This window comes from Hafnia alvei, assembly GCF_034424155.1.
GTDB lineage: Bacteria > Pseudomonadota > Gammaproteobacteria > Enterobacterales > Enterobacteriaceae > Hafnia > Hafnia alvei.
This window is the reverse complement of the sequence record NZ_CP139992.1, coordinates 1,587,378-1,613,208: the sequence shown is the minus strand read 5'-3', so window position 1 is coordinate 1,613,208 and position 25,831 is coordinate 1,587,378. Positions and strand designations below refer to the sequence as shown.

Sequence of the window (25,831 nt, the reverse complement as noted above, 5' to 3'; positions counted from 1 at the left end):
GTTATGAAAGTATTGGTGACCGGTGCAACCAGCGGTCTCGGACGTAATGCGGTTGAGTTTTTACGTCAGAAAGGGATTAGCGTTCGCGCTACTGGACAAAATCAGGCCATGGGCGACCTATTGAAAAAAATGGGCGCGGAATTTATTCATGCCGATCTCACCAATCTCGTATCATCACAGGCCAAGGCCATGCTGAATGATGTGGATACGCTGTGGCATTGCGATGGTTTTACCTCCCCGTGGGGCTCGGAAGAACTCTTTGAGAAGGCCAACGTACGCTCAACCCGCCGCCTTGGCGAATGGGCCGCCGCCTACGGAGTTCGCAACTTTATTCATATTTCCTCGCCCGCCGTCTATTTTGATTATCGCCACCATCGTGACATCAAAGAAGATTTTGTCCCGAACCGCTACGCCAATTACTACGCCCGTAGTAAAGCGGCGGGTGAAGACGTTATTCAAAATCTAGCGCTGTCTAATCCACAAACACACTTCACCATTCTGCGCCCACAGGGATTGTTTGGCCCACACGATAAAGTATTACTCCCGCGTTTGCTTAACGCAATGCGCAAGCACGGCACCTTGTTGCTGCCGCGCGGCGGTGATGCGTTAGTGGATATGACCTATGAAGAAAATGCGGTGCATGCCATGTGGTTGGCAACGCAGATCGAAAGCACACCGTCGGGCAGAACGTTTAATATTTCAAACCATCAGCCACGTCATCTGCACACCTTGTTGCAGCATTTAATCGACGAGCTGGGCGTAAAATGTAAAATCCGTTCAATTCCTTATCCTATGCTGGATATGATGGCACGCGGAATGGAAAAAATTGGTGCTAATAGCCCCAAAGAGCCCGCGCTAACACACTATGGCGTAGCAAAACTCAACTTCGATATGACGCTCGATACCACGCGTGCGCAGCTTGAGTTAGGCTATCATCCGATTGTTTCCATTGACGAAGGGATTATTCGCACTGCGCACTGGCTTAAAGATCATGGCCGTCTGCAAAACCGCGATCGTCATTGATCCACGCTGCCATATTTTTCGATTAGCGCATCAACCATCGCCTCTGTTTCAGCATCCGGTTCGCCCTGATAGTTGGTGGGTCTAAAGTGCATTTGAAACGCGGCGATCGCGTTGCGCGACGCTGAATCATTGGTGCCGCTGGGCACGATATCGTAGCCATAAGCGGCCAGCTTCTTCTGTAGTGTTAACACATCGACCGGTGTCGTTTTCGCCCTGCCCGCCAAATAATAATCTACCCGGTTTTGATCCGGCCATGCGCCAATGCCCTGTTCAGCCAACTGTTGCCACGGAAACAACGGCCCCGGATCAAGCTTGCGCTGTGGCGCGATATCCATATGCCCCACCACGTTTTGTGGCGCAATTGCGTAACGCTGCACTATGTCTTTACTTAGGGCGGTCACCAGCTCAATTTGCTGCGGCGTATAAGGTGCCCAAATTTTGCCTAACATGCCTTGCTGGTAGCCTTTGTTCACGATTTCGATACCAATCGATGTGTCATTCAGGCTCGTTCGTCCGCGCCAAGAACTGGCTCCCGCATGCCATGCCCGCTGCGATTCCGGCACTAACTGCCACACCACGTATTTGCCGTTCTCCGCAGGTGGATGCGCCGGCACTAGATAATGCGCGCTCACGTGTTCATCGGTTAGCGTTTTTAACGATGAATGGAAGTCTTCCGCCGTGTAGTGCAGCACTAAAAACCGGATGCGCTGATCGACGCCCTGAGCCTGATGACGGTCTTCAACCAGATAGGTACCTCGATTGACCAATTGGTGCTGCGACGGCGCGCTTTGGCAACCAGCTAAGCCAATTGCCAACAATATTGTCATCGCTGCGAACCCAATCCGTTTTGGCATGTCTTAAACTCCATCATTCAGTAATTCAATATTAAAGGAACAATGCCATGCGTAATAGCACAACTCCATCCCTCGAAGGCCTTACTATCGTTGACTACTGCGGCGTTGTCACCGGAGAGGCCATCCTCGGCGCCAATATTTTCAAAGATTTCTTCGCGGGCATTCGCGATATTGTCGGTGGTCGTTCTGGCGCTTATGAAAAAGAGCTGCGCAAAGCACGAGAAATAGCCTTTGCTGAAATGAACGATCAAGCCAAATCGCTCGGCGCCAATGCGGTCGTCGGCATTGATATTGATTACGAAACCGTAGGAAAAGACGGCAGCATGTTAATGGTTAGCGTGAGTGGTACCGCGGTAAAGGTGAAATAATGAATATGTAAGGGCTGAATAACTCAGCCCTTATGCGTCCTCATCACTCGCAGCAAAGGCTCATATTTTTATTGAGCAAATAAGGCCGTAAATAGCCCACCAAATTAGACAACGGTAGAATATCCTCACCTAATGCAATGTTGAGATGCTCAATAATATAGGCTCGGCGCTGTTGAATACGCTGCCAAACCTGAGGGTATTCACGCGCAATCTGCTCACGTAGTTCGGCATTAGCAAGAGCCACACACTCTTCGGCGCTGGCACCGGCGTAGCCCGGAACTGAGGGAATAATATCAATTTGCAGCAGCATACCGCTGTGTATTTTAGCCTGTGAACCCGAATAGATGGGTGAACTCATCCACTCTTCATCGGCAACTAAATGGCCTGGATTAAGGTGCCAACCGTATTGCGCTTTAGGCAGCACAGTCTCAATGCGCTGATAAATATCATCCCCTGTTACGCCAATCGCCATATATTCAAGCCATGCAACAACGGCGCGATAATAAGGCTTTGCCACGGCGTTGAGATAATCCCGTTGGTCAGGCGGCAAATCATGTTGATCATGAGCAACGTAGCCGCCACGGCTGGATAAGCCGCCTTTGTAGCTGGTCGTCAACGAGGCACGATCTGACAGCGTAATACGATTCTCACCCGGATATAAACGCGCATTTTTAAACCGCTGACCGAACGCGGCAATCGTCACCACGTTATTGGGCTGCCCGTCCGCCGTGAGATAATGCCCAATCTCTTTTTCTATTTTATTCAGTTCTATCGCGTTCATCGCCTGCAACATACAGGTTGAGGCTAAATTTGCGCCATATTCGTAATGGGCAATTTCGTTGGCCGAATTGATGACTCGTGCCCCGCTGTCTCCGCCAATAAATAAATGCATCGCGTTGCAGATCTTAGCGTGAGGAGAAACGACGCGCTGAATAGCATTCATCATGAAATAAGGCAGATCAAAAATCTGCTCGTTATTTTCTGTTGGGCTAGTGAACATTTTCCAACCCACAATGCCCACTGAAGACGCGTGATGAATTCCGGTATCTTTCAGCGCCTGAGCTAACGTCATCGGGTTATCCATCGGCTGATTAGGCAGCGAGAAATGAGGTACGCAGATGGCATGATTGGCAATTCGCGCATGCTGGGACATTTTCATGTTTTCATTGCCTAACAATAAAAATGCCTTTCCTGACACAGCGAGCACTAATAACGCTTCTTCAAATCGAGGAATAAACCCCGTTAGATATTCGAAATTAGCCCCGTGCTCTTTATCGGCATAAATCACTAGATAGTCGTGCCCAGATGCTTTCATACGCGCCAGCACGCGATCCAAGCGAAGCTGAAGGGTCTCATCCAGAAGCTCTACCTGCTGAGCATCGGGAAATACCTGTGGCTGTGGTACAGATTTTAAAACAATGTTTTTCTCTTTCAGTAGATCCATGCCGACTCTCCCTTTAGCTTGCGCAGTCATCATCTAAGTCACAACAATAACCGAGATAATAACGGAATTAAGTCAGAGAGAGAGAACGCTGTTCTGAATAACCGAGCTCGCCTGCAAAAATCATCGTAGTTCGAATAATTGTTTTCTCTACGTTTAATTTATCTAGATTGGGTAGATGAAATTCTGAGCAGAGGCATCAGCATTTGCGCGATATAATCCCGGTGCAATACCAAATCGTTTGCGGAACATGCGGGTAAATGTCTGTTGGTTATCAAACCCACAGGACAAGGCGATATCCAACACGCGACGATCTGTTTTACGCAGCGCCAGCGCCGCGCGTGTGAGTTTACGGTTGCGAATATAGCTGGCAATGGTTTTACCGGTGACGGCTTTAAATTTACGCTGAATATGCCATTTGGAATAACCGGACTGGCGTGAAACATCATCAATTAACAATTTGTCGTCGATATGGCTTTCAATCCAATTCACCAGATCGGTCACGATGAGGTGGTCGTATTGTTGTGTTGTCATTATTCTCTCCCTTTTGGATGCGGTATTAATCGATAAAAACGGTGTTTTTTATCTCCTCCAACGCCATGCGTTGCGCTTCCGATCGGCCCGGATGCGTTTTATCGACGCCCTCGGCACGAATAATTTTGACGTTTTTTAGCCCCATCAAAGACAGCGCGGAAACTAAATAAGGCTCTTGAAAATCCATCGCTCGGTGAACAGCGTCCGCGTAGATGCCGCCTCGCGTTGAAGCGATAAATACCGGCTTATCCGCAATCAGCCCTTGCGCACCTTGTGAGGTAAAAGCAAAGGTTTTCCCCGCCTGACAGACCTGATCAATCCAAGATTTGAGATTAGTCACGATGGAGTGATTAAACATCGGGGCGCCAATCACCAGCGCATCACATATTTTCAGCTCTTCAATTGCCTGATTGGCGGCCTGTACGGCGTGAATAACCTCGTCGCTGTATCCCTCAACGCCATTTCGCATCGCGTTGAATACGGCTTCGGTTAAATGTGGCGGCGGTGTGAGCCCGACATCACGGTAGATGACAGATTGAATGCGGTGGTTTTCCTGCAACTGGGCCACGATTGCGGCGCTCAGCAGGCGCGAGGTCGATTGGGTGCTAAATGGGCTTGAGTCGATATGCAGCAATTTCATTCTGATTCCTAAAGATATTCTGTTTGCAAAAAATGCATTTTTTGAAGAAAAAATAACTGCTGCTAGATTAATGGTTGCAATTACAGAGCGAAATATCTAATTTTCGGAAACATTGTTGCAAAAACGAGACAATAAAATGAAATGCGATCTCAACGATATGCTCTACTTCGTTCATGCCGTCGACCATCAGGGTTATACCGCCGCAGCTAAAGCGCTCGGTGTATCAAAATCCTTGCTGAGTCGTCGTATTGCATCGCTGGAGGAGAGTCTTGGCGTTCGTCTATTGCAGCGCTCGACTCGGCGCTTTAACGTCACGGATTTGGGGCTTAAATTTGCTGAGCAGTGCCGTCTGGCCGTGCAACAGGCGCAAATTGCCGAAGATTTGGTGAGCAACGCATTGGCCTACCCAAGCGGCAAGCTTAAAATCGCCGCGCCGGTGATGATGACAGAAGAATTTATGGCTCCGGTGGTGTGTCGATTTATTCAAAAATATCCCGATGTGGAAATTGAACTGTTAGCCATGAACCGAGACGTTGATTTAACCACGGAAGGTATTGATATTGCGATTCGCCCAGAGCCACTCCCGCTGCGCGATTCAAGCCTGCACGTTAAACCTCTGTGCATTGAGCACCAAATATTGGTATGTAGCCCCGATTATATCGCGCGTTTTGGCATGCCAAACGATGTTTCAGAGCTTGCACAGCATGCAACAATAATCAAAAAAAGCGACGATAATAACCGCCAATGGCGTCTCATTAATGTGCATAAAGAAAAAGTGACCCTCAACGTCACTCCGCGCCTGATAACCAATAATATGCGCGCGGTGGTTTATGCAGCGATTAACGGCGTCGGCATTACCTGTCTGCCGCGTTTTATCTGCTTAGATCATATTGATTCCGGTGCGCTAGTGCATGTTTTACCCGAGTGGACTAACGAACCTCACTCAATTCACGCTTTGTATGAGTCTAAACGCGGGCAGACACTGCTGTTCAAAACCTTTTTGGACTACCTTAGCCAGTCACTGAATGAAGTGCGCCGCATCAATAAAACCTAATGCAGTCTCTTATTCATTCACTTTGTATGCATTCAGCCAAGAGGATTTAGTCGAGGCTGGGCAAATGTGCCAGTTTTCCAGTAAAAAGGTGATATTGTGCTAATCTTAAGCGATTAAGGGGTGCGGTAATAAATTTTAACGCACAAAGATTGCATAAGTATTCTGTGGAAGTTAACATTTGCCCCATCAATGGCTATTCAGTAAACGCGCATGAGTATTCAAATAAACGGCATTAATTGCTTTTACGGCGCACATCAAGCGCTGTTCGACATCACACTGGAATGTCCTGCGGGCGAAACCTTGGTATTACTGGGGCCGAGCGGTGCAGGTAAAAGCTCTCTGCTGCGGGTATTAAACCTGCTTGAGATGCCGCGTTCTGGACAACTTTCTATTGCGGGTAATCAGTTCGATTTCAGCCAAACGCCGGGTGAAAAAGCGATCCGCGAACTGCGTCGTAACGTCGGAATGGTGTTCCAACAGTACAATCTGTGGCCACATCTGACCGTGATGCAAAACCTGATTGAAGCACCATGCAAAGTCTTGGGGTTGAGCAAAGCTCAGGCCGTGGAACGCGCGCAAAAATTGCTGCAACGCCTGCGTCTGACAGACTACGTGGATCGTTTCCCGCTGCATCTTTCTGGCGGTCAACAGCAGCGTGTGGCCATCGCCCGTGCTCTGATGATGGAACCTCAGGTATTACTGTTTGACGAACCGACTGCGGCACTAGACCCAGAAATTACCGCTCAGATCGTTAGCATTATTCGCGAACTGTCTGAAACTGGCATCACACAGGTTATCGTGACTCACGAAGTGGAAGTGGCACGTAAAACCGCTAGCCGCGTGGTGTATATGGAACAAGGCAGAGTGATTGAGCACGGTGACGCCAGTCATTTTGCACATCCGCAAACCGAAGCATTTGCCGGTTATCTGTCTCACTAACGGTTAGATTGACACGTTAACAGGGTCGTTTTTGACCACACTATTAGCTAACAGAAGTTGGAGTCTGCGATGAAAAAAATCATAATTGCCACAGTATTAGCCGGTATCAGCGTCTCTGCATCAGCGGCGGAAACCATTCGTTTTGCTGCCGAAGCTTCTTATCCTCCATTTGAATTCATGGACGCCAACAACCAGATGCAGGGCTTTGATATAGATCTGGCCAATGCCATCTGTAAACAGATGAAAGCGACCTGTACGTTCACCAATCAGTCTTTCGATAGCCTGATCCCAAGCCTGAAATTCAAACGTATCGATGCGGTGATTTCCGGTATGGATATCACCCCAGAGCGTCAGAAACAGGTTGCGTTTACCGCGCCATACTATGACAACTCTGCGCTGTTCATCGCGGAGAAAGGCAAAGTTGCCGACATCGCTGCGCTGAAAGGTAAACGCGTTGGCATGCAAAACGGTTCAACTCACCAGAAATACCTGCAGGAAAAACATCCTGAAATTACGCCAGTTCCTTATGACAGCTACCAAAACGCCATTCTGGATCTGAAAAATGGCCGTCTGGATGCGGTATTCGGTGACACTGCGGTAGTGAACGAATGGCTGAAGCAGAATGCGACCTTGTCCGCCGTGGGCGACAAAGTGACCGATCCAAACTACTTCGGCACCGGCCTGGGCATTGCTGTGCGCCAGAACAACGCGGAGCTGTTGAATCAATTTAACACCGCGCTGAACCAGCTGAAGCAAGATGGCACCTATAAAACCATCTATAGCAAATGGTTCCAGCAGTAATATCGCTTAGGTATTTAGTGCTGCAGGCAATCCACGGGTTCAGAGAATATACCCGATAGATTTCAAGATGCAGGAAGGCGGCAAACGAGAGAATCCCGATGAGCTTACATAAGTAAGTGATTCGGGTGAACGAGAGCAGCCAACGCACCTGCAGTTTGAAAGATGACGGGTATAGTGCCTATCTTTGTAGGCGTAATAAAAAGTATCATTCAGGCGCGTATAGCGCCTGATGGGATAGGCTCCAAGCAATGATTGAATTTCAACCTTTATTAAGCGCGGCGGGTATGACCGTTGGCCTCGCGCTTTGTGCATTAGTTCTTGGGCTGATATTGGCCATGATTTTCGCCGTATGGGAATCGTCACAGGTTAAACCGGTGGCTTGGCTGGGTACCGCATGGGTAACGCTGGTGCGCGGACTCCCTGAAATTCTCGTCGTGCTGTTTATCTATTTTGGTTCAGCGCAGTTGCTGATGGTGCTTTCAGACGGTTTTAATCTGAATCTGGGCTTTATCCAGATCCCAATCCAGCTGAATATCGAAAACTTTGAGGTGAGCCCCTTCATTTGCGGCGTTATCGCGCTGGCGATGTTGTATGCGGCCTATGCCTCTCAGACCCTGCGTGGCGCACTGAAAGCCGTTCCTGAAGGTCAGCGCGAAGCCGGTCAAGCATTAGGATTAAGCCAAAGCGCCATTTTCTTCCGTTTGGTCATGCCACAGATGTGGCGTCATGCGCTGCCGGGACTGGGTAACCAATGGCTGGTACTGCTGAAAGATACCGCTCTGGTTTCATTGATCAGTGTGAATGACTTAATGTTGCAAACCAAAAGCATTGCCACCCGAACTCAAGAGCCGTTTACGTGGTATATGGTTGCCGCGGCGATTTATTTGATTATTACCCTTTTCAGCCAATATATTCTGAAGCGAATCGAACTGCGTACCACGCGCTTTGAGCGGGGGAACGCCTAATGTTTGAGTACATTCCCGATATCATTCAAGGGTTGCCGACCAGCCTAACGTTAACCGTGGTTTCCCTGTTGGTGGCTTTGGTGCTGGCTTTGCTGTTCACCATCGTGCTGACCCTTCGCCCTATCGTGCTCACTCAGCTAGTGCAGGGCTATATCACGTTGTTTACCGGTACTCCGCTGCTGGTGCAAATCTTCCTGATCTATTATGGCCCAGGGCAGTTTGACTGGATAAAGCAGACGCCATGGTTGTGGAATATGCTGTCGCAGCCTTGGCTATGCGCCATGGTTGCCTTGGCGCTGAACAGCGCGGCGTATACCACTCAGCTGTTCTACGGCGCGGTGAAGGCGATTCCATCCGGTCAGTGGCAATCCTGCGAAGCCCTTGGCATGTCACGCAGCCAGACGTTACGTATTTTGCTGCCGTTCGCATTTAAACGCGCACTGTCGTCCTATTCCAACGAAGTGGTGTTAATTTTTAAAAGTACCTCTTTGGCCTACACCATCACGTTGATGGAAGTGATGGGTTACAGCCAGCAGATGTATGGCCGTACTTACGATGTTATGGTGTTCGGCGCAGCGGGCGTGATTTACCTGTGCGTAAATGGTTTACTTACGTTAATTATGCGTATGGTTGAACGCCGTGCACTGGCCTTCGAACGCAGAAACTAACCTAATCATTTAGAATACCTACAAAAAGCCAGCCATTGCGCTGGTTTTTTTGTGTCTGTAAAAAACACACAATAAATATTTAACCAAATATATTGCATATAAATTCACTTAATGGCAAAGTTAATTCTGTTCACTTAGCCGTCATTCCGTATGAACATCGTTCCGTTCGTGCGAATACCTCAAAATAAAGACGGTCGCCTAAAGATACTATTTCAGACAGGAGTTTTACGATGAAAAAGCTGATGGTTTGTGCATTACTGGCAGGAATGAGCTTTACCGCCACCGCAGCGGAAACGATCCGCTTTGCCTCTTCTGCCACCTATCCGCCGTTTGAATCCATGGATTCAAACAACCAGATCGTTGGCTTTGACATGGATTTGGCCAAGGCGCTGTGCAAACAGATGCAGGCGACCTGCACATTCACCAATCAGGCCTTCGACAGCCTGATCCCTGCACTGAAATTCAAACGTTATGATGCCGTTATTTCTGGCATGGACATCACGCCAGAGCGCCAAAAGCAGGTCACCTTTACCCAGCCCTATTACGCTAACTCCGCCATTATCATAGCGGACAAAGGCAAATATAAAACCTTCGCCGATATGAAAGGCCTGCGCGTTGGGATGGAGAATGGCACCACCCATCAGAAATATTTGCAGGATAAGCATCCTGAAATTAAAACCGTGGCCTACGATAGCTATCAAAACGCGATTCTGGATCTGAAAAGTGGCCGCTTGGACGGCGTATTTGGCGATACTGCGGTCGTCAATGAATGGCTGAAAAGCAATCCTAATCTCGCCGCCGTGGGCGATCACGTGACCGATGCGCAATATTTCGGTACCGGCTTAGGGATTGCCGTTCGTCCTGAAAATACCGCTCTGCTGGCAAAGCTCAATAAAGCGCTGGACGATATCAAGGCCAATGGAACGTACAAAAAAATCAACGATCAGTGGTTCCCGCAATAAATAAAATCCCCCTCTCCCACCTCGGGAGAGGGGTCGCTGAAATTCTGAATTTTATCCCTTATCCTTCATGGTAATACCCTCCCTCGCTGCGTTTTGCTACCTTAGCCCAATCAACGTGGACTAAACCAAACTCAGGGAGACTTCATGTACCACGCACTTTATTCCTCGCCCGTTGGCATGCTCAGATTAGTTTCGGATGAAATAGGGCTGCGCCAGCTGTGGCTACCTAATGAGATCGAAGAAAAGATCTGCCCTGCCGAGTGGATTGAGGATGGGGATTTCAGCATCAACCGGCAAATTCGCGACTGTTTAGATGCCTATTTTGCAGGGGAAAAACTACGTTTTGATAACCTGCCGCTCGCGCCCGTTGGTACGGCGTTTCAGCAGTCGGTATGGAAGGCATTACTCACTATCCCATACGGCACCATCAGCCACTACTCGGTCATTGCTAATGCGTTAAACAATCCGAAAGCCGTGCGCGCCGTGGGCGGCGCGGTGGGAAGAAACCCCATTTCGATTCTCATTCCCTGCCATCGCGTGCTCGGCAAAGATCTCTCTTTGACCGGTTATTCAGGCGGATTACCGATCAAAAAAGCCTTGCTCGATCTGGAGAAAATCAGCTACCGATCCTGACGAACCAGTAGGGTTAATACTTCGTAATGCGCCGTATGCGGGAACATATCGAAGAGCTGAACTTGTTCGATGCGATAATTTTCCAAGCGCGCAATATCTACAGCCATCGTCTGCGCATTGCAGCTTGAGTAGAGAATGTATTGCGGAGCCATGGTGCTAAGATAAGCGCAAAGCTCTGCCCCAATCCCACGGCGCGGCGGATTAACTAATACCAGTTCAGGCACTTCGCCTTCGGCAGTGGCAAAACGCGTTGAATCTAGAGCGGCAAATTGGACGTTATGCAGGCCGATTTGCTGCGCAGAGCGCGTCGCGCAGGCGATGGCTTCGGCACTAATCTCAATGCCGGTGAGTTCCATCTCAGGCGTTGCGCAGTGCAATCCAAAGCCCCCCACGCCACAAAACAGATCCCACATACTGCTGACATTGAGCTCATGTACCCAGTCACGCGCGGTGGCATACAGCGCCGCGGCAACCTGAGGATTGGTTTGGAAAAAACTCTGCGGGCGAATATACAGCGGAATTTGGTTAAACGACTCTTCCAGCGCCTGCTGTTCGGTAAGAAAGATTTCCGTCTCTCCTTCCAAAATCGCCATATGCACCGGTTGAATATTGGCCGTGATCACCGCGAGCTGGGGCAGTTGCTGCTGTAACCAAGGCAATGCCTGACGCAGCTGTGCCAACTTAGTTTCCGAGCGCAATACAAAGCGCAGCATAAGTTGGCCATTTTTTTGGCTTTCGGTGAGCAGTAAATATTTTAGCTCACCGCGTTTACGTTCTACGTTGTAAGGCGTTAACCCGGCGCGGGCGATAAATACTTTGAGCGTATCGAACACCGCGGCAAAAGCGTCGGGATAAAGCGGGCATTCGCATAAATCAACCGCCGTGCCATCACGATGCAGCATACCTAACAGCGGGCGTTCTACGCTGCCGCTGACAACCATCTTCGCTTTGTTACGAAATGCCTGTTCTACACTGTTGACAACCGGTAGCCAACGCCCGACCGGCAAGGCAGACATCAGCGCTTCTAGCTGCTGCTGTTTTTGGGTAATTTGTTGGGCATATGGCGTTTCAAGCCACTGGCAAGAGCGACAGGTTCCCGACTGATACAGGGCACAGTGCATATCACAAAGACTCTATTGAATAAGAAAAGATGGGGTTAAGGCGGCGCGGATTGTAGCATAAAGGCACAGGGTCAGGCGAAATACAGGAGGTAAATAACGCGCTGACGTTACCTGCGGCGGTTCTGCAACCCAAAGTAACGGCGGCTAGCAAGGGGGACAAACAGCAGAGCTAAAATCATGAGCTCAGGAATTTTTAAACGCACTAGCTCAGCGAAAATCTCACCGCCGGTTTCTCCGTTGACGCTGAACATTTCAGGATGAAACCAGCCAAGCGAGGCCAGCAACATATAGGCGATTACCGTAATCTGGCAGCCTAAGTATCCCCAGCGCCCCCAGTTTTTTCCCTGAATGACGGCCAGCCCACAGACAATTTCAATACTCAGCACCGCAACGCTTGCGATACAAAGCAGCATGGAATCCCAATTCTGTACGCTATCTGAAATAAACGCGCTTAAACCGTCAAAGCCCAGCTCATGGAGTAACAGCAAGAATCCAAGCGTATGAATACCGATCATTGCCGTACCGGCAATTAATACAGGTACCGGGGCTAAAGCCCATTTTCTCAGCATTTCATGCCGGTTACGCAGTATTTCTGACATCTTATTCCATAAGCTAGCCTGAAAAACTCATGATAGGACAAATTATGTTGTTCAGGCTAGCGGTTTATGATCTTTATGTTTCAAATTAACGTGTTACACGCCCTATTTATTCACACGCTCAGTGATGATATTCGCTGAGATAGGTTAGATAACCACGGTTAACCACCTGCGGCTTTTCTGATCTCTTTCAGCCGCTGTTTTTCTGTTCTGGCCATAAACCACCATGCAATCAGGCCAATCACCCCAACCACCAGCAAAATAATACTGGCCAGCGCGTTAATTTCTGGATTAACACCCATGCGCACGCTGGCAAACACCAGCATCGGCAACGTCGTTGATCCCGGCCCCGCCACAAAGCTGGCGATAACCAGATCGTCGAGCGATAGCGTAAATGCCAACAGCCAGCCGGAAACCAGCGCAGGGGCAATCATAGGAATGGTGATCACAAAGAACACTTTCAGCGGCGTAGCGCCCAGATCCATCGCCGCCTCTTCCAACGATTTATCCAGCTCACGCAAGCGGGAACTGACCACCACGGTGACATAGGCCGTACAAAAGGTCACATGCGCCATCCAAATCGTCAGCATGCCGCGCTCTGCGGGCCAGCCGATCAGGTGTCCCATCGCCACAAACAGCAGCAGCAGTGAGAGTCCAGTAATGACATCAGGCATAACCAGCGGAGCAGTCAGCATGAATGCAAACCCGTTAGAGCCACGAAAGCGGCCAAAACGCACCATCACTACCGCCGCCATGGTGCCCAGAATGGTCGCCATCGTAGCCGCCGCTGCGGCAATAGTTAGGCTTAATCCTACCGCGCTAATCATCACCGAATCATGGAATAACACGCTGTACCAGCGCGTTGACCACCCTGCCCACACGGTAACCAGTTTAGAGCTGTTGAAGGAGTAGATAACCAACAGCAGCATCGGCGCGTACAGGAAGAAAAAGCACACCACTAAAATCACAATACGCCACGGCGAGCGCACAACCGGTAAAGTATTCATCAGTGTGCCCCCAGTTCTTTGTTCTGATATTTGTGGAACAACATGATCGGCACGATCAGCAGTAACAACATCAAGATCGCCACCGCCGAAGCAACGGGCCAATCGCGATTGTTAAAGAACTCCTGCCACAGTACGCGCCCAATCATGATGCTGTCCGGCCCACCTAATAATTCAGGGATCACAAACTCACCCACGGCGGGAATAAACACCAGCATAGAGCCCGCGATAATTCCACCTTTGGTCAAAGGGACGATGATTTTAAAGAAAGTCTTCATTGGTCTCGCGCCGAGATCTAACGCCGCTTCCACCAGCGAGTAATCAATACGCGTCAGCGCAGTGTAAATAGGCAGCACCATAAATGTCAGATAGGAGTACACCACGCCGATATACACCGCCGTGTTGGTGTGCAGAATAATCAACGGATGATCGATAATGCCGAGCCACAGCAGCACGTTATTCAGCACGCCGTTCTCTTTAAGTATTCCCATCCATGCATACACGCGGATCAGAAACGACGTCCAAGACGGCAAGATCACCAGCAGCAGCAAAATATTGCGCGTCGATGAACTGCTGTGCGCTACCGCCCACGCCAGCGGATAGCCAATGATTAAACAACATATCGTTGAGACAGCGGCGATTTGCAGCGATTGAAGGTAAGCATCGACATAAAGCGGGTCGTCAAAAAGCTGAAAATAGTTGGCAAAGTTCAGCGCAATATCCAGCTTGTCGTCCGCCCAGGTCATTAGATCGGTAAACGGCGGGATCGCACGTGCCATTTCGGCCAGACTGATTTTAAACACCGTCAGGAACGGCAGTAAAAATAGGCAGATCAGCCATAGATAGGGCAAGGCAATAACCAGTTTACGGCCATGCACCCCGCGTAAACGGTAGAGCCACGCAGTGAATTTTCCCACCCGCTGAACCGGAGGGCGATCGCTGCGACTTGTAAACAGTGTAGACATCGCTATCTCCTCAGACGGTGAGCACCACGCAGCTATCGGCATCCCAACACAGCTTGATTTGGTCGCCCCAGGTTGGCATACCTTTGCGGAAACGGTGACCATTCTGCAACTGAGCGCTAATCATTTGCCCACTGAGCAGCTTGACGTGATAAATAGACAAATCACCAAGATAGGCAATGTGCACCACTTCTCCCGTTGCGTAATTACAGCCGTCTTCCGGTGGCTCTTCACACAGCAGAATTTTCTCTGGGCGCAAAGCAATCTGCACCGGAACGCCCTCAACCACGGCGGCATCGAGATCCACTTTGAGCGGATTCAACAGGCCGGGGCTTTGGATCAGCAACGCATCGTCTAACTGTTCTTTCAAAATGCCGTCAAAGACGTTAACCGAGCCAATAAATTCGGCGCTGTAGCGGCTGTTTGGGTGCTCATAAATCTCTTCTGGCTCACCTATTTGCACGAATTTACCGCGGTTCATAATGGCAATTCGCCCTGCCATCGTCATCGCCTCTTCCTGATCGTGCGTCACCATCACGCAGGTCACGCCCACGCGTTCTAAGATGTCCGCCACTTCCAACTGCATGCGCTCACGCAGTTTTTTATCTAATGCTCCCATGGGCTCATCTAGCAGCAGCAATTTTGGCCGTTTGGCCAAACTGCGCGCCAACGCAACACGCTGACGCTGCCCGCCTGAAAGCTGATGCGGCTTACGTTTCGCATATTCCTGCATATGCACCAGTGACAGCATTTCTTCCACGCGCTGGCTGATTTCGCCGCGACTCAAGCGATCTTGCTTCAAACCGAAGGCGATATTTTGCTCCACGCTCATATGGGGAAAAAGCGCATAAGACTGGAACATCATATTGATTGGGCGCTGATAAGGAGGCACATGGGCTAAATCCTGCCCATCGAGGACAATCTGCCCGCTGGAGGGCATTTCGAAACCAGCCAACATGCGTAGTAAGGTGGATTTTCCACAGCCTGATGCGCCGAGCAGCGCAAAAATTTCGCCTTTATAAATTGTGAGATTGACGTCATCGACGGCGAGCTGCCCGTCAAAGGTTTTACTGAGATTGCGTATTTCCAACAACGGCGTAAACGCTTTATGCACCTTAGGTGCCTGACGGGGGATAATATCATTCATTCGGGACGTCCTCGCTCTCGTACCTGATACAGACCCGGCTGCATCGACACATACCGCTCAATGAGCAGTGTAAAAGCACACAGGCAAAGAGGTTTTCTCTGCCTGTGTATTCAGCGTAGCCACATTATTTATCTACGTAACTGTTTCGCTGATTTATTTTCCGGTTTTCACTTTGGTCCACGCGCGAGTGATCACGCGGTCAATTTTTGGCGATTGCACTTTCAGCGTGAACATTTTGGCTCTGACGTCCGGCGGAGGATAAATTCCCGGATTATCCCGCACTTCTGGATTCACCAACGGTGTCGCCGCTTTATTGGCGTTAGCGTAATAAACGTGATTGCTAATATTTGCGATCACTTCAGGGCGCAATAAGTAGTTGAGGAACTGATACGCCTCAGGGGCATTTTTCGCGTCAGCGGGCATCGCAAACACATCGAAGAAGATCAGTGCACCTTCTTTCGGAATGCTGTAGGCAATATCCACCCCGTTTTTAGCTTCTTTAGCACGGTTAGCGGCCTGCATCACATCCCCAGACCAGCCGACCGCGACGCAAATGTCACCGTTAGCTAAGTCATTGATGTACTGAGAGGAGTGGAAATAACGAATATTTGGACGAAGTTTTAACAGCAAGTCGTTCGCCGCGCCGTTGTAGTCGTTGGCGTCAGAACTGTTAGGATCTTTGCCAATGTAGTTCAGTACGGTGGCATAAATTTCTGCGGGAGCATCGAGGAAAGAAACGCCGCAGCTTTTTAGTTTTTCCAGATTCTCAGGCTTCAACACCAGATCCCAGCTATTCACCGGCACATCTTTGCCTAATGCCGCTTTCACTTTTTCGACGTTATAGCCAATGCCAGTGGTCGCAAAGGTGTACGGAATCGCATATTTATTGTCTGGATCGTGCTTAGCCACTAGCTTTAGCAGCTCAGGATCGAGGTTTTTGTAGTTACTCAGTTGGCTTTTGTCTAAGGGTTTAAATACGCCCGCGCCAACCTGACGCTCGAGGAAACTGGCGGAAGGAACAACCAAGTCAAAACCGGTGCTACCGGCCATCAGTTTGCCTTCCAGCACTTCGTTGGAATCGAACACGTCGTAAACCACCTTGATGCCGGTTTCTTTGGTGAAATTCGCCAAGGTGTCTGGTGCAATATAGTCAGACCAGTTATAGATATGCAGCGTTTTCTGATCGGCGGCCGTTGCCGCGGTAGCCATTAAAGCCCCAGAGATAGCGCCTACCAGCCATTTTTTATGCCCGTTGATCATCGTCAATCCCTCCAAATAATGTAGAAACGGCGCGCACTAGCCCGTTTACCAGCCGTGATGGCATGCGACAGCAGATCGTTATGCATATAAAATCAGAAAAAGCGGTTATTTCTTCATTTAAATGTTGAGTAATAATATGAGGAAAATCTGGGCTGTACGCTGCAAATCAAGCATAACTGCTGATAGCCTATCCAGCCACCGAGCGGTGGAAAAAACGTCAATTATCGATTTTCTATGCAATAGCATCTATGTCGTGCGCCATTCAAGCCGCTTATGGCGTCAGATATCGGGGAGATTGATTAATTTGCAGAATATTTATGAGGTTTTTATACAAAAACTAACGGCACCATAAAGGTGCCGTTGAACCATGTCGGCGCAGTGATTGTCAGGCGCGTTATCACTAATGGAGCAGAGGCCCGCTCATGGCGTTTGGGTCGTAATCGGCGTCGCTTTCTTCGCCTTCGCCGAGAAACAACATGCCATTGGCGCGTGTCTCCATCATGATCATCGAAAGCTGTTCTTCGCCCTGTTTCATGAACTCAGCAAACTGCTCAAGCGTCACACCGACGCTGCCGTTCAATGAAAGGCAGGCAATCAGCTTCGGTAAATTGTCATCCTGAATATCAACAAAGACTTTCACTGCTAACGTGCTGGCATTCATTTGACTGAGATCGGCAACCAAGGGGATCAGCGAGGTCGGGCGTATTTCAGCCAGCGCACTGAACAAAATCGTTTGATCGATCATATCGACTTTGGCGTCAAATACGCCGTCAAAATTCTGCATATGCGGCAGATGTAGCGCTTGGCAGGAGTCACACTCAAAAAAGGTGATGCCCAGTTGATCCAGCCAGCGTCGTAAAAGATCCAGATCCGGGACGATTAGCGAATCCATAGTGGCCTACCTTACAAAAATGATAAAACAGGAGATAATGAGCACAGACGTAGAAAAGGGGCATAGCTTACGGAAAATTGCCCGTTTTATCTATGCTCAAAGACAATTAATTCATCAATCTTGGCGGAAAGAGGAGTACACAATGTCGCTGACGCGCTATGCCACTATGGACCCATTGATGCTGATGAGCATCGTCAACATGAAACTCCGCGATGAGTGCCCAACCTTAGAGGATTTAGCCCGCCGTTATGATATTTCGATGAGTGGATTACAGGAACGATTGGCGCAGGCGGGATATCACTATCAACCTGCCACCAATCAGTTTGTACAGGTTTAGTGCTTTTTGCGCGCAATCGTGCGTTCAATGTAGTCGATCATCATACCTGCAATATCTTTCCCCGTGGTGGTTTCAATGCCTTCCAACCCCGGCGAGGCATTAACCTCCATCACCAATGGGCCGCGCGCGGAGCGTAGAATATCCACGCCTGCCACGCATAAGCCCAGCGTGGCAACGGCTTTCAGCGCCACCTCGCGTTCTTGTTCGGAGATAACCACCCGTTTCGCGGTACCACCGCGATGCAGATTAGAACGAAACTCACCCGGTTTAGCCTGCCGCTCGATAGCCGCCACTACCCGCTTGCCGATCACCAAACAGCGAATGTCTGCGCCCTGAGCCTCTTTGATATATTCCTGCACCAGAATGTGCGCATTCAAACCACGAAAAGCATCGATTACGCTTTCCGCAGCCTGACGCGTCTCGGCAAGCACTACGCCGATCCCCTGCGTGCCTTCAACCAGCTTAACCACCAGCGGAGCACCACCGACCATTTCAATTAAATCGCTGGTATCGTCAGGGCGGTGCGCGAATCCCGTAATAGGCAGATCGATGCCCTGCTGAGCCAACAACTGCAATGAATGCAGCTTATCGCGGGCTTTGGCAATCGAAGCGGCGTTGTTTAGCGGAAAACTGCCCAGCATTTCAAACTGTCGTAAAACCGCCGTGCCGTAAAAGGTAATCGCCGATCCAATGCGCGGGATCACGGCGTCATAGCGTTCCAACTGACGCCCTTTTTCATGCACGCTGGGTGCTGCGCAGTTGATGTTCATATAGCACGAAAGCGGATCAACAATATCAATGTTGTGACCACGTCGCTGCGCCGCCTCTTTCAAGCGTTTACATGAATATAGGGAGCCATCACGGGAAAGTATGACGATATTCACGGCCAACCTCTTATACTATCTCAGGATCCAACCTTGTTTATGCAGATATTCCAGCATAAACGGACGGCTCTCTTTCGCCAGCGTGCGCTTAATCTGCTCGCTCCAAGTATCGCTACGCGTGTTACTTCCACGGCTTTGATAATAAGCGCAAATATGGGCGTCGTACTGCGCCAGAAGTTCACGATCGAGTGGTTGATAGTAGTTTTCATGCACCACCATCGCCTCCGGTAGACGCGGCTTTTGCGCGGGATTAGTCGCCGGATAGCCAAGACACAATCCCATCAGCGGCAGCACGTTTTGCGGCAGCTTTAATAACTGGGTAACTTCCTCAATATTATTACGCAGACCACCAATATAAACGCCGCCCAGCCCTAAGGATTCAGCCGCAGTAAAGGCGTTTTGCGCCATCAGCGACGTATCAACCGTGCCTAACAGCAGTTGCTCAGCCAAACCTAATTCCGCTTGAGGAAAGATTTCTTTATGGCGATTGAAATCCGCGCAGAAAACCCAGAATTCAGCGGCATCCGCCACATGCTGTTGGCCTCCGGTTAGCTCAACCAGTTGCTCACGCAGTGAAGGATCGGTAATACGAATAATCGAGCTGCACTGCAAGAAGCTTGAGCTAGACGTGGCACGTGCCGCAGCAAAAATTGCCTCCCGCTCTGCGTCACCGATAGGCTGTGGCGTAAACGCACGGACAGATCGATGCGAACACAGAAGATCAATGGTTGGCGTCATTTTTATGCTCCTCAGATTTTGTTTCAGGTTTTGCCGCCGACGCATCTGACTTTGGCGTTAAGCTAAACAGCGGTGTTTTGCTATGCGTCAAGCTCCAAATCAGCGCCACGGCAGCCGGTATCATCAGCGCAACACCGGCAAAAATCATGATGACCGCCGCGAGCGGTGTCGCGAGCAGATCGGGTAGATGAATATAATCGTGAATACTGAGATAGGCTACCACCAGCAGCACCATTCCCAGCGCTTCACAGATTAAAACAGGTTTAGGCAAATCCCCTAAAGCCTTCATGCGGACTCCCTAAATAGGCAAAATTTATCAAAGTAACAGGCAAATCCTACTTTTTTTTAACTGCCGTAGCAGGCATAGTAAACGCAGTTAAAGTGAGTCGGCGCTAAACATTATCAAGATTTAGTGAATAAGCTCAAATCAATCAAGGAGTTCTCATGTTTGCAGTAATTTTTGGGCGTCCGGGCTGCCCGTATTGTGTCCGTGCTAAAGAGTTGGCTGAAAAACTGACCGAAGAACGCGATGATTTCAACTTCCGTTATATTGATATCCACGCAGAGGGTATCACTAAGGCTGATCTGGAAAAGACCGTCGGTAAACCTGTTGAAACCGTTCCACAGATCTTCATCGATCAGAAACATATTGGCGGCTGCACTGATTTTGAAGCCTACGCTAAAGAAAATCTGGCTCTGTTCCAGTAATCGTTTTCTGCTTCGAAAAAAGGGCATCCATTTGGATGCCCTTTTATTTTATCTATCAGAATGTGGTGTCTTTCTAGCGATAGCGCTCAACGCCAATCGAACGCTTTTTCTGCCAGGTGAGCGCGACAAACCAAAAAAGAAACGCCCCTGAAGTCGACCAGAAAAGCGCACTGGTTCCATACGCAAACATCTGTAATCCGTTACGTAACTCTGTTCCATAAAACAAGTGAATCAATGTTGAAACCAGCACGGCACAAAGGGTGCCAAGAAAAGGATAAAAAATGCGGCCGTTCACAGAAGCATAGCTCGCAATAAATCCGGGAATAACAAACCACAGCAGGCTGATTTCACCTTTCATCACAATGTTGGGGCCGTCTGCGTGCTCCCACGGTTTTAATACCATGAAGAGCAAACTAACTAAGACAAAAGCAACCATCGCGCCCAACCAACGCCGATACATTGTCATCAAAAATCCCTCTTTCCTTAGAAGCGATATTCAATACACCCACAGTGACCTACCCTTTTCACCGCCCTTGGCGAAGCAGATAGCTCTGTGAGCCCACGCATTCCCTAGCGTGATAACGTGCAAAAGACGCATTCCCACATGTTTCGGCTTTTTGTTGGCCGAACACACAAGTCGCGTCTAAAATAGCTGCCAATACACCGTTCGTATTGGGGTTTCATCTATTACTGGGGATAACCGAGTTAAAGATGAAATTTATTATTTTGTATGGTTGAATGTATCTCCAATAGTCAATCATATCAAGCGCAAGCTAGTTAACGATAAGTTATTCGCCGTGAACATTGATGTCGCAAGTTTGTTAACAGGAAATTACATCCTGCTGTTGTTCGTTGTCTTGGCGCTGGGGTTATGCCTCGGTAAATTACGCTTGGGTTCCGTTCAGCTCGGTAACTCCATTGGCGTTTTAGTTGTTTCTCTTCTCCTCGGACAACAACATTTTGCCATCAACACGGAAGCACTGAATCTCGGCTTTATGCTGTTTATATTCTGTGTGGGCGTGGAAGCTGGCCCCAATTTCTTCTCTATCTTTTTCCGCGATGGAAAAAACTATCTCATGCTGGCCCTCGTGATGGTTGGCAGTGCGCTAGTGATGGCGCTGGGCTTTGGCAAACTTTTCCATTGGGATATCGGCTTAACCGCTGGGATGTTGGCAGGTTCAATGACCTCTACGCCGGTGCTGGTGGGTGCGGGCGATACGCTGCGTCAAACTTTGGCTAACAATCCTAACCTTCCTCATCTGCAAGACAACCTAAGCCTCGGCTATGCCCTGACTTATCTCATCGGTTTAGTCAGCCTGATTTTTGGCGCACGCTATTTACCGAAGCTTCAGCACCAAGACCTGCCAACCTCGGCGCAGCAGATCGCGCGTGAACGCGGTTTAGATAATGAAGTACAGCGCAAAGTTTTCCTGCCGGTGATTCGTGCTTACCGCGTTGGGCCTGAGCTGGTTTCTTGGGCTGACGGCAAAAACCTGCGCGAACTGGGCATCTATCGCCAAACCGGCTGTTACATCGAACGTATCCGCCGCAACGGTATCTTAGCCACGCCAGACGGCGACGCTGTTTTACAGGTCGGTGATGAGATTTCGCTGGTCGGCTATCCTGATGCCCATGCCCGTTTAGACCCAAGTTTCCGTAATGGGAAAGAAGTTTTCGACCGCGATTTGCTGGATATGCGCATCGTGACCGAAGAAATTGTGGTCAAAAACAACAATGCAGTAGGTAAGCGCCTCAGCCAAATCAAACTGACTGACCACGGCTGTTTCCTGAACCGCGTGATACGCAGTCAGATTGAAATGCCTATCGATGACAACATCGTGCTCAACAAAGGCGATGTACTGCAGGTCAGCGGTGATGCACGCCGCGTCAAAAGCGTGGCAGAACGCATCGGGTTTATTTCCATCCATAGTCAGGTCACCGATCTTTTAGCCTTCTGCGCCTTCTTTATCATCGGCTTGATGATTGGTTTGATTACCTTCAAGTTCAGCAACTTCTCCTTTGGCATCGGTAACGCCGCTGGATTGCTGTTCTCCGGCATCATGCTGGGTTTCCTGCGTGCCAACCACCCTACTTTCGGCTATATCCCACAAGGGGCGCTGAACATGGTGAAAGAGTTTGGCTTGATGGTGTTTATGGCGGGCGTTGGCCTAAGCGCAGGCGCAGGCATGAACCACGGCCTGGGCCAAATCGGTGGGCAAATGCTGCTCTCCGGTTTGGTGGTTAGCTTGCTGCCCGTTGTGATCTGTTTCCTGTTTGGTGCCTACGTGCTGCGCATGAACCGCGCCCTGCTGTTTGGTGCCATTATGGGCGCCAGAACCTGTGCTCCCGCGATGGAAATCATTAGCGATGCCTCACGCAGCAACATCCCTGCACTGGGCTATGCGGGCACTTACGCGATAGCCAACGTTCTGCTCACACTAGCGGGGACACTGATCGTCATCATATGGCCCGGCATCGGCGGATAATAAAGTCTTAGAATTCAGGTAAAAAGAAAAAAACTGTGATTTTTTTCACTTTGCCTGAAACTTTCTATCCGCGACAAAGTCTTAATTAGTGCCACTGCTTTTCTTTGATGTTCCCCATATTGAGGAGCCCGATAGTCCCGCCTTCTTAGGTTCAAGACTACCGGGTTTTTTATTGCCTGTAATAAACACCATCATAAAATCAAATAGTTAAACCATACCTAGCCATTGTTCATAATTTCATTCAATAACATCTCTCATCCTTAATGTTCGCTTAAGCAACTCGCTATACCCTAGGCGTATTGTGTTATTCACATCGCCGCATTCGTTGCTTTTATGCATCAAGGCAGATTTGAACCCGCAGTGATTTTAAAGCCGTTCTCATGATGAGTCGGGTTGAGGCCATCTTCTATCAAGATGGTACCTAATGGACTTTCACTCATTATTGGTAATGTTATGAAGATTAAAAATAAAATTATCCCAATCCCTCTGTATGCAAACTCGCGCGACTTGATCGCGAGTCAGTCGCTCTTTAGCAGTGCATTTTATCTCGTTATTCCTTTCCTTGTGCTGTTTATGCATGACTCGCTGCGCTTGTCTGGGGAGGTCATCGGGTTTGTCGTTGGGCTGCGCTTTTTTGCCCAACAGATGATGTATATGAAGAGCGAACAGCTCGCTCACTCTATCGGTGGGAAAAATCTTTTGCTGCTCGGATGCTTAACGCAGGCGAGTGGTTTTTTGTGTTTAGCATTTGCTAATCAGCCCAACCTGCTCATCGCAGGGGTACTACTCACAGGAGTTGGCGGTGCGTTATTTGCGCCAGCCAAAAGCCTGCTGATGAACGAAGCGGGCGAAGGCGATCATAAGCTGAAATCAGGCAAGATATTAGAACTTGGGAATTCAGTGGCTATCGCAGGCGAAATAGGCGCGCTCGTAGGGCCATTACTGGGATTTTGGTTAGTCAGCCTTGGTTTTCATGCTCTTGCATGGGCTGGCGCTTTGGTGTTTGTCGCCGCCATGATTTGGTTAGCGCAAAAACTCCCCGCTAGTTTCTATTACCCTGCGTTGCCGAAGCAAAAAGGCACGTGGCAAAACGTGTTGCAAAATCGCCGCTTCTTGGTGTTTGTATTAGCCTATAGCAGCTATTTGCTCAGCTACAGCCAGCTATTTTTAGCCCTTCCCCTGACGTTGCGTCATTTGGGTGGGGAGAGCGAATACATTGGCCTGCTGTTTGCGTTTTCCGTGTTGATTTCAATGCTGATCCAGAAAGGTCTACGTAGCTTTACGAACAGAAAAGAAAGTCAGTTATTGGTGATGGGATTTTCAACCCTATCGCTCGCCTTCATCTATATGGCATTTGTCGCAATACGCCATCAGACCACTGGGTGGCATGGCTATTTGCCGCTGTTGATGTTTGTATTCCTCATCAACTGTGGACAGATCCTGATTGTGCCCACGACCAAGCACCTCGTGAGCTACTTTGCAAATGGCAATGATACGACGCCATATTATCAGGCGTTGGCTTTGAGCGGTGGTTTTGCGGTTTTAGTGGGAAGTCCCATCATCGGGGAGCTGATGGAAGCCACTCGCCACAGCCTAACACTCGCCGGTCTACCTTGGTTTGTGATGGCGTTATTCCCTGCGCTTAGCGCCATGGTCATCGGGTTGATGTTCCCAACCACACCAGCAAGAGCTTACTAATCATTCACAAACAATCGTTCATAAACCGAATGGTGCATCGCCCCTTAATGTTCCCTTAAGCTGTGATTGTTAAGGTAACGATATGGGATGAGGCACCATTTTTTGCTTCAAATTCTGAATATCACACTTTTTGCTAATTTTCAGATTAATGGCCTTTACTCCCGCGATGCCGACTTTTATTGTACGCGCTCTTTTGCCGTCACTTATGTGGGTCAATGTGGCCTTACTGCTCGGCTTTGTTAGGGCATCATTCGATAAAATAGCTGCTATTTCATTGAGATGCCTATTTTGGGTTTGTTAGAAGAGTAAGACGTTATATGGAACAGTTTAACCAAGCGTTCTTTATGCTTGTGAACGCTACACCAAATTCTCCGGCTTGGCTGATTGCGTTAGCCAAGTTTTTTGCCAACGATCTGATCGCCATTGTGCCAATACTGATCGTGAGTTTCTGGCTATGGGGGCCACGTAAGGCAATGGACGAGAACCGCACTCTTGCTACCAAAGCCACCTTTGCCCTGATTTTTGCCCTACTCGCCTCGCGCGTCATTGGCATGATATTTCCTCATGCTCGGCCGTTTGTTGACGGTATCGGCTATCAATTTATCCCGCACGCCCCCGACAACTCATTCCCGAGCGATCATGGTACTGGCATCTTTACCTTTGCTCTGGCATTTTTGTTCTGGTATCGCCATCTGCTATTCGGTGTAATCTTGTTGGCATTAGGCGTGTGTATCGCTTGGTCTCGCGTCTATCTTGGCGTGCATTGGCCGCTAGATATGGTTGGCGGGCTGCTCGTAGGACTCATGAGTTGCGCCGTGACACAGCTGCTTTGGGGCATGATCGGCCAAAGCATCGTCAGCCGCTTGCATCAGATTTACTCCTTCAGCTTTGCTCTGCCGATTCGACGAGGCTGGGTGAGACAATAAGCGCAATGAGATGATAAGCCCGTTTTGCGGGCTTTTTTGTATCTACTAGACTACATTCACTCAATCACGAATTTGCGCCTCGGCAGGCGCAGAGGTAAGATGAAAGGCCTCGCGAACGATTGAATTCGTTGAAAGTAGTCGCATTTATCTCATCCAACATCACGTTGGAACGTTGTTCCTTATCCGGAAT

General features: G+C 49.3%; 29 protein-coding genes. 14 read left to right on the top strand and 15 right to left on the bottom strand.

The window, feature by feature from the left end; all coding sequences use genetic code 11:
* Nucleotides 1-3 precede the first annotated feature (3 nt).
* Nucleotides 4-1,023, top strand: a complete 1,020-nt coding sequence (locus U0008_RS07590; protein WP_025800933.1) for a 3-beta-hydroxysteroid dehydrogenase — start codon at nt 4-6, stop codon at nt 1,021-1,023.
* Here U0008_RS07590 and U0008_RS07585 read toward each other — a convergent pair.
* Nucleotides 1,017-1,877 (bottom strand): N-acetylmuramoyl-L-alanine amidase, encoded by an 861-nt coding sequence (locus U0008_RS07585; protein WP_043492286.1) that lies wholly within the window; start codon nt 1,875-1,877, stop codon nt 1,017-1,019. The genes U0008_RS07590 and U0008_RS07585 overlap by 7 nt on opposite strands.
* A 47-nt stretch (nt 1,878-1,924) precedes the next feature.
* Between U0008_RS07585 and U0008_RS07580 the strand changes: the two genes are divergently transcribed.
* Entirely contained in the window at nt 1,925-2,245 is a 321-nt protein-coding gene (locus U0008_RS07580) for a heavy metal-binding domain-containing protein (protein WP_025800931.1), read from the top strand.
* Between the two features lie 43 nt (nt 2,246-2,288).
* Here U0008_RS07580 and U0008_RS07575 read toward each other — a convergent pair whose 3' ends face one another.
* From U0008_RS07575 to U0008_RS07565, 3 genes are all read right to left on the bottom strand, one after another.
* A complete protein-coding gene (locus U0008_RS07575) occupies nt 2,289-3,689 on the bottom strand; it encodes a M24 family metallopeptidase (protein ID WP_043492283.1) in 1,401 nt (466 codons plus the stop codon).
* A gap of 162 nt (nt 3,690-3,851) precedes the next feature.
* Nucleotides 3,852-4,220 (bottom strand): helix-turn-helix domain-containing protein, encoded by a 369-nt coding sequence (locus U0008_RS07570; protein WP_043492280.1) that lies wholly within the window; start codon nt 4,218-4,220, stop codon nt 3,852-3,854.
* Between the two features lie 25 nt (nt 4,221-4,245).
* Nucleotides 4,246-4,860, bottom strand: coding sequence for an FMN-dependent NADH-azoreductase (locus U0008_RS07565; protein WP_043492278.1), 615 nt, complete (start codon nt 4,858-4,860; stop codon nt 4,246-4,248).
* Nucleotides 4,861-4,996: 136 nt separating this feature from the next.
* On the opposite strand from U0008_RS07565, the gene U0008_RS07560 reads away from it, so the two are divergent.
* The 7 genes from U0008_RS07560 to U0008_RS07530 all read left to right on the top strand — a co-directional run bounded on the left by U0008_RS07560 (nt 4,997) and on the right by U0008_RS07530 (nt 10,882).
* Nucleotides 4,997-5,914 carry a LysR substrate-binding domain-containing protein gene (locus U0008_RS07560; RefSeq protein WP_043492275.1) on the top strand — a complete coding sequence of 306 codons (918 nt, stop codon included), beginning with the start codon at nt 4,997-4,999 and terminating at the stop codon, nt 5,912-5,914.
* 210 nt (nt 5,915-6,124) lie between these two features.
* The gene (gene artP / locus U0008_RS07555) at nt 6,125-6,853 is read left to right on the top strand and encodes an arginine ABC transporter ATP-binding protein ArtP (protein ID WP_043492272.1); all 729 of its coding nucleotides are present in this window, start codon (nt 6,125-6,127) and stop codon (nt 6,851-6,853) included.
* A gap of 69 nt (nt 6,854-6,922) precedes the next feature.
* Nucleotides 6,923-7,654: an arginine ABC transporter substrate-binding protein gene (gene artJ / locus U0008_RS07550; protein WP_025800925.1), complete on the top strand. Its 732-nt coding sequence runs from the start codon at nt 6,923-6,925 to the stop codon at nt 7,652-7,654.
* A gap of 248 nt (nt 7,655-7,902) precedes the next feature.
* Complete coding sequence (artQ, locus tag U0008_RS07545) at nt 7,903-8,619, top strand: arginine ABC transporter permease ArtQ (RefSeq protein WP_025800924.1); 717 nt, start codon at nt 7,903-7,905, stop codon at nt 8,617-8,619.
* Nucleotides 8,619-9,287 carry an arginine ABC transporter permease ArtM gene (gene artM / locus U0008_RS07540; protein WP_025800923.1) on the top strand — a complete coding sequence of 223 codons (669 nt, stop codon included), beginning with the start codon at nt 8,619-8,621 and terminating at the stop codon, nt 9,285-9,287. The genes artQ and artM overlap by 1 nt, the downstream gene beginning before the upstream one ends.
* 230 nt (nt 9,288-9,517) lie before the next feature.
* On the top strand, nt 9,518-10,249 hold the full coding sequence (gene artJ, locus U0008_RS07535; protein ID WP_043492268.1) for an arginine ABC transporter substrate-binding protein: 732 nt from the start codon (nt 9,518-9,520) through the stop codon (nt 10,247-10,249).
* A gap of 144 nt (nt 10,250-10,393) precedes the next feature.
* Nucleotides 10,394-10,882 carry a methylated-DNA--[protein]-cysteine S-methyltransferase gene (locus U0008_RS07530; RefSeq protein ID WP_043492264.1) on the top strand — a complete coding sequence of 163 codons (489 nt, stop codon included), beginning with the start codon at nt 10,394-10,396 and terminating at the stop codon, nt 10,880-10,882.
* Here U0008_RS07530 and rlmC read toward each other — a convergent pair.
* From rlmC to U0008_RS07495, 7 genes are all read right to left on the bottom strand, one after another.
* A complete protein-coding gene (gene rlmC / locus U0008_RS07525; protein ID WP_043492262.1) occupies nt 10,870-12,003 on the bottom strand; it encodes a 23S rRNA (uracil(747)-C(5))-methyltransferase RlmC in 1,134 nt (377 codons plus the stop codon). The two genes, U0008_RS07530 and rlmC, sit on opposite strands and share 13 nt — an antisense overlap.
* A gap of 107 nt (nt 12,004-12,110) precedes the next feature.
* On the bottom strand, nt 12,111-12,602 hold the full coding sequence (locus tag U0008_RS07520) for a YbjO family protein (RefSeq protein ID WP_043492259.1): 492 nt from the start codon (nt 12,600-12,602) through the stop codon (nt 12,111-12,113).
* A 158-nt stretch (nt 12,603-12,760) separates the two neighbouring features.
* The gene (gene potI, locus U0008_RS07515) at nt 12,761-13,606 is read right to left on the bottom strand and encodes a putrescine ABC transporter permease PotI (protein ID WP_025800918.1); all 846 of its coding nucleotides are present in this window, start codon (nt 13,604-13,606) and stop codon (nt 12,761-12,763) included.
* Entirely contained in the window at nt 13,606-14,568 is a 963-nt protein-coding gene (gene potH / locus U0008_RS07510) for a putrescine ABC transporter permease PotH (RefSeq protein ID WP_043492257.1), read from the bottom strand. Before potH ends, potI begins: the two co-directional genes overlap by 1 nt.
* A 10-nt stretch (nt 14,569-14,578) precedes the next feature.
* Nucleotides 14,579-15,712: a putrescine ABC transporter ATP-binding subunit PotG gene (gene potG / locus U0008_RS07505; protein WP_043492254.1), complete on the bottom strand. Its 1,134-nt coding sequence runs from the start codon at nt 15,710-15,712 to the stop codon at nt 14,579-14,581.
* Between the two features lie 153 nt (nt 15,713-15,865).
* Nucleotides 15,866-16,972: a spermidine/putrescine ABC transporter substrate-binding protein PotF gene (gene potF / locus U0008_RS07500; RefSeq protein WP_043492251.1), complete on the bottom strand. Its 1,107-nt coding sequence runs from the start codon at nt 16,970-16,972 to the stop codon at nt 15,866-15,868.
* 400 nt (nt 16,973-17,372) lie between these two features.
* Entirely contained in the window at nt 17,373-17,864 is a 492-nt protein-coding gene (locus tag U0008_RS07495) for a type III secretion system chaperone family protein (protein WP_043492250.1), read from the bottom strand.
* 142 nt (nt 17,865-18,006) lie between these two features.
* Here U0008_RS07495 and U0008_RS07490 point away from each other — a divergent pair, with 142 nt between their 5' ends.
* A complete protein-coding gene (locus U0008_RS07490; RefSeq protein WP_043492247.1) occupies nt 18,007-18,201 on the top strand; it encodes a DUF4250 domain-containing protein in 195 nt (64 codons plus the stop codon).
* Here the strand turns inward: U0008_RS07490 and rimK are convergent.
* From rimK to U0008_RS07475, 3 genes are read right to left on the bottom strand one after another with little or no spacing between them, the layout of a single operon-like run.
* Nucleotides 18,198-19,085, bottom strand: coding sequence for a 30S ribosomal protein S6--L-glutamate ligase (gene rimK, locus U0008_RS07485; protein ID WP_043492244.1), 888 nt, complete (start codon nt 19,083-19,085; stop codon nt 18,198-18,200). The two genes, U0008_RS07490 and rimK, sit on opposite strands and share 4 nt — an antisense overlap.
* A gap of 15 nt (nt 19,086-19,100) precedes the next feature.
* Nucleotides 19,101-19,823 (bottom strand): oxygen-insensitive NADPH nitroreductase, encoded by a 723-nt coding sequence (gene nfsA, locus U0008_RS07480; protein WP_025800911.1) that lies wholly within the window; start codon nt 19,821-19,823, stop codon nt 19,101-19,103.
* Nucleotides 19,807-20,112 (bottom strand): DUF1418 family protein, encoded by a 306-nt coding sequence (locus tag U0008_RS07475; protein ID WP_025800910.1) that lies wholly within the window; start codon nt 20,110-20,112, stop codon nt 19,807-19,809. Before U0008_RS07475 ends, nfsA begins: the two co-directional genes overlap by 17 nt.
* Nucleotides 20,113-20,267: 155 nt before the next feature.
* On the opposite strand from U0008_RS07475, the gene U0008_RS07470 reads away from it, so the two are divergent.
* Nucleotides 20,268-20,531, top strand: a complete 264-nt coding sequence (locus U0008_RS07470; RefSeq protein ID WP_004095905.1) for a GrxA family glutaredoxin — start codon at nt 20,268-20,270, stop codon at nt 20,529-20,531.
* A gap of 73 nt (nt 20,532-20,604) precedes the next feature.
* On the opposite strand, the gene ybjM is transcribed toward U0008_RS07470, so the two are convergent.
* A complete protein-coding gene (gene ybjM, locus U0008_RS07465) occupies nt 20,605-20,997 on the bottom strand; it encodes an inner membrane protein YbjM (protein WP_025800909.1) in 393 nt (130 codons plus the stop codon).
* A 331-nt stretch (nt 20,998-21,328) separates the two neighbouring features.
* Between ybjM and U0008_RS07460 the strand changes: the two genes are divergently transcribed.
* The 3 genes from U0008_RS07460 to ybjG all read left to right on the top strand — a co-directional run bounded on the left by U0008_RS07460 (nt 21,329) and on the right by ybjG (nt 25,641).
* Nucleotides 21,329-23,017, top strand: a complete 1,689-nt coding sequence (locus U0008_RS07460; RefSeq protein WP_043492486.1) for an aspartate:alanine antiporter — start codon at nt 21,329-21,331, stop codon at nt 23,015-23,017.
* 453 nt (nt 23,018-23,470) lie between these two features.
* Entirely contained in the window at nt 23,471-24,715 is a 1,245-nt protein-coding gene (locus U0008_RS07455) for an MFS transporter (RefSeq protein WP_043492484.1), read from the top strand.
* Nucleotides 24,716-25,032: 317 nt separating this feature from the next.
* Nucleotides 25,033-25,641 (top strand): undecaprenyl-diphosphate phosphatase, encoded by a 609-nt coding sequence (gene ybjG, locus U0008_RS07450; protein WP_043492243.1) that lies wholly within the window; start codon nt 25,033-25,035, stop codon nt 25,639-25,641.
* The last annotated feature ends 190 nt before the right edge of the window (nt 25,642-25,831 follow it).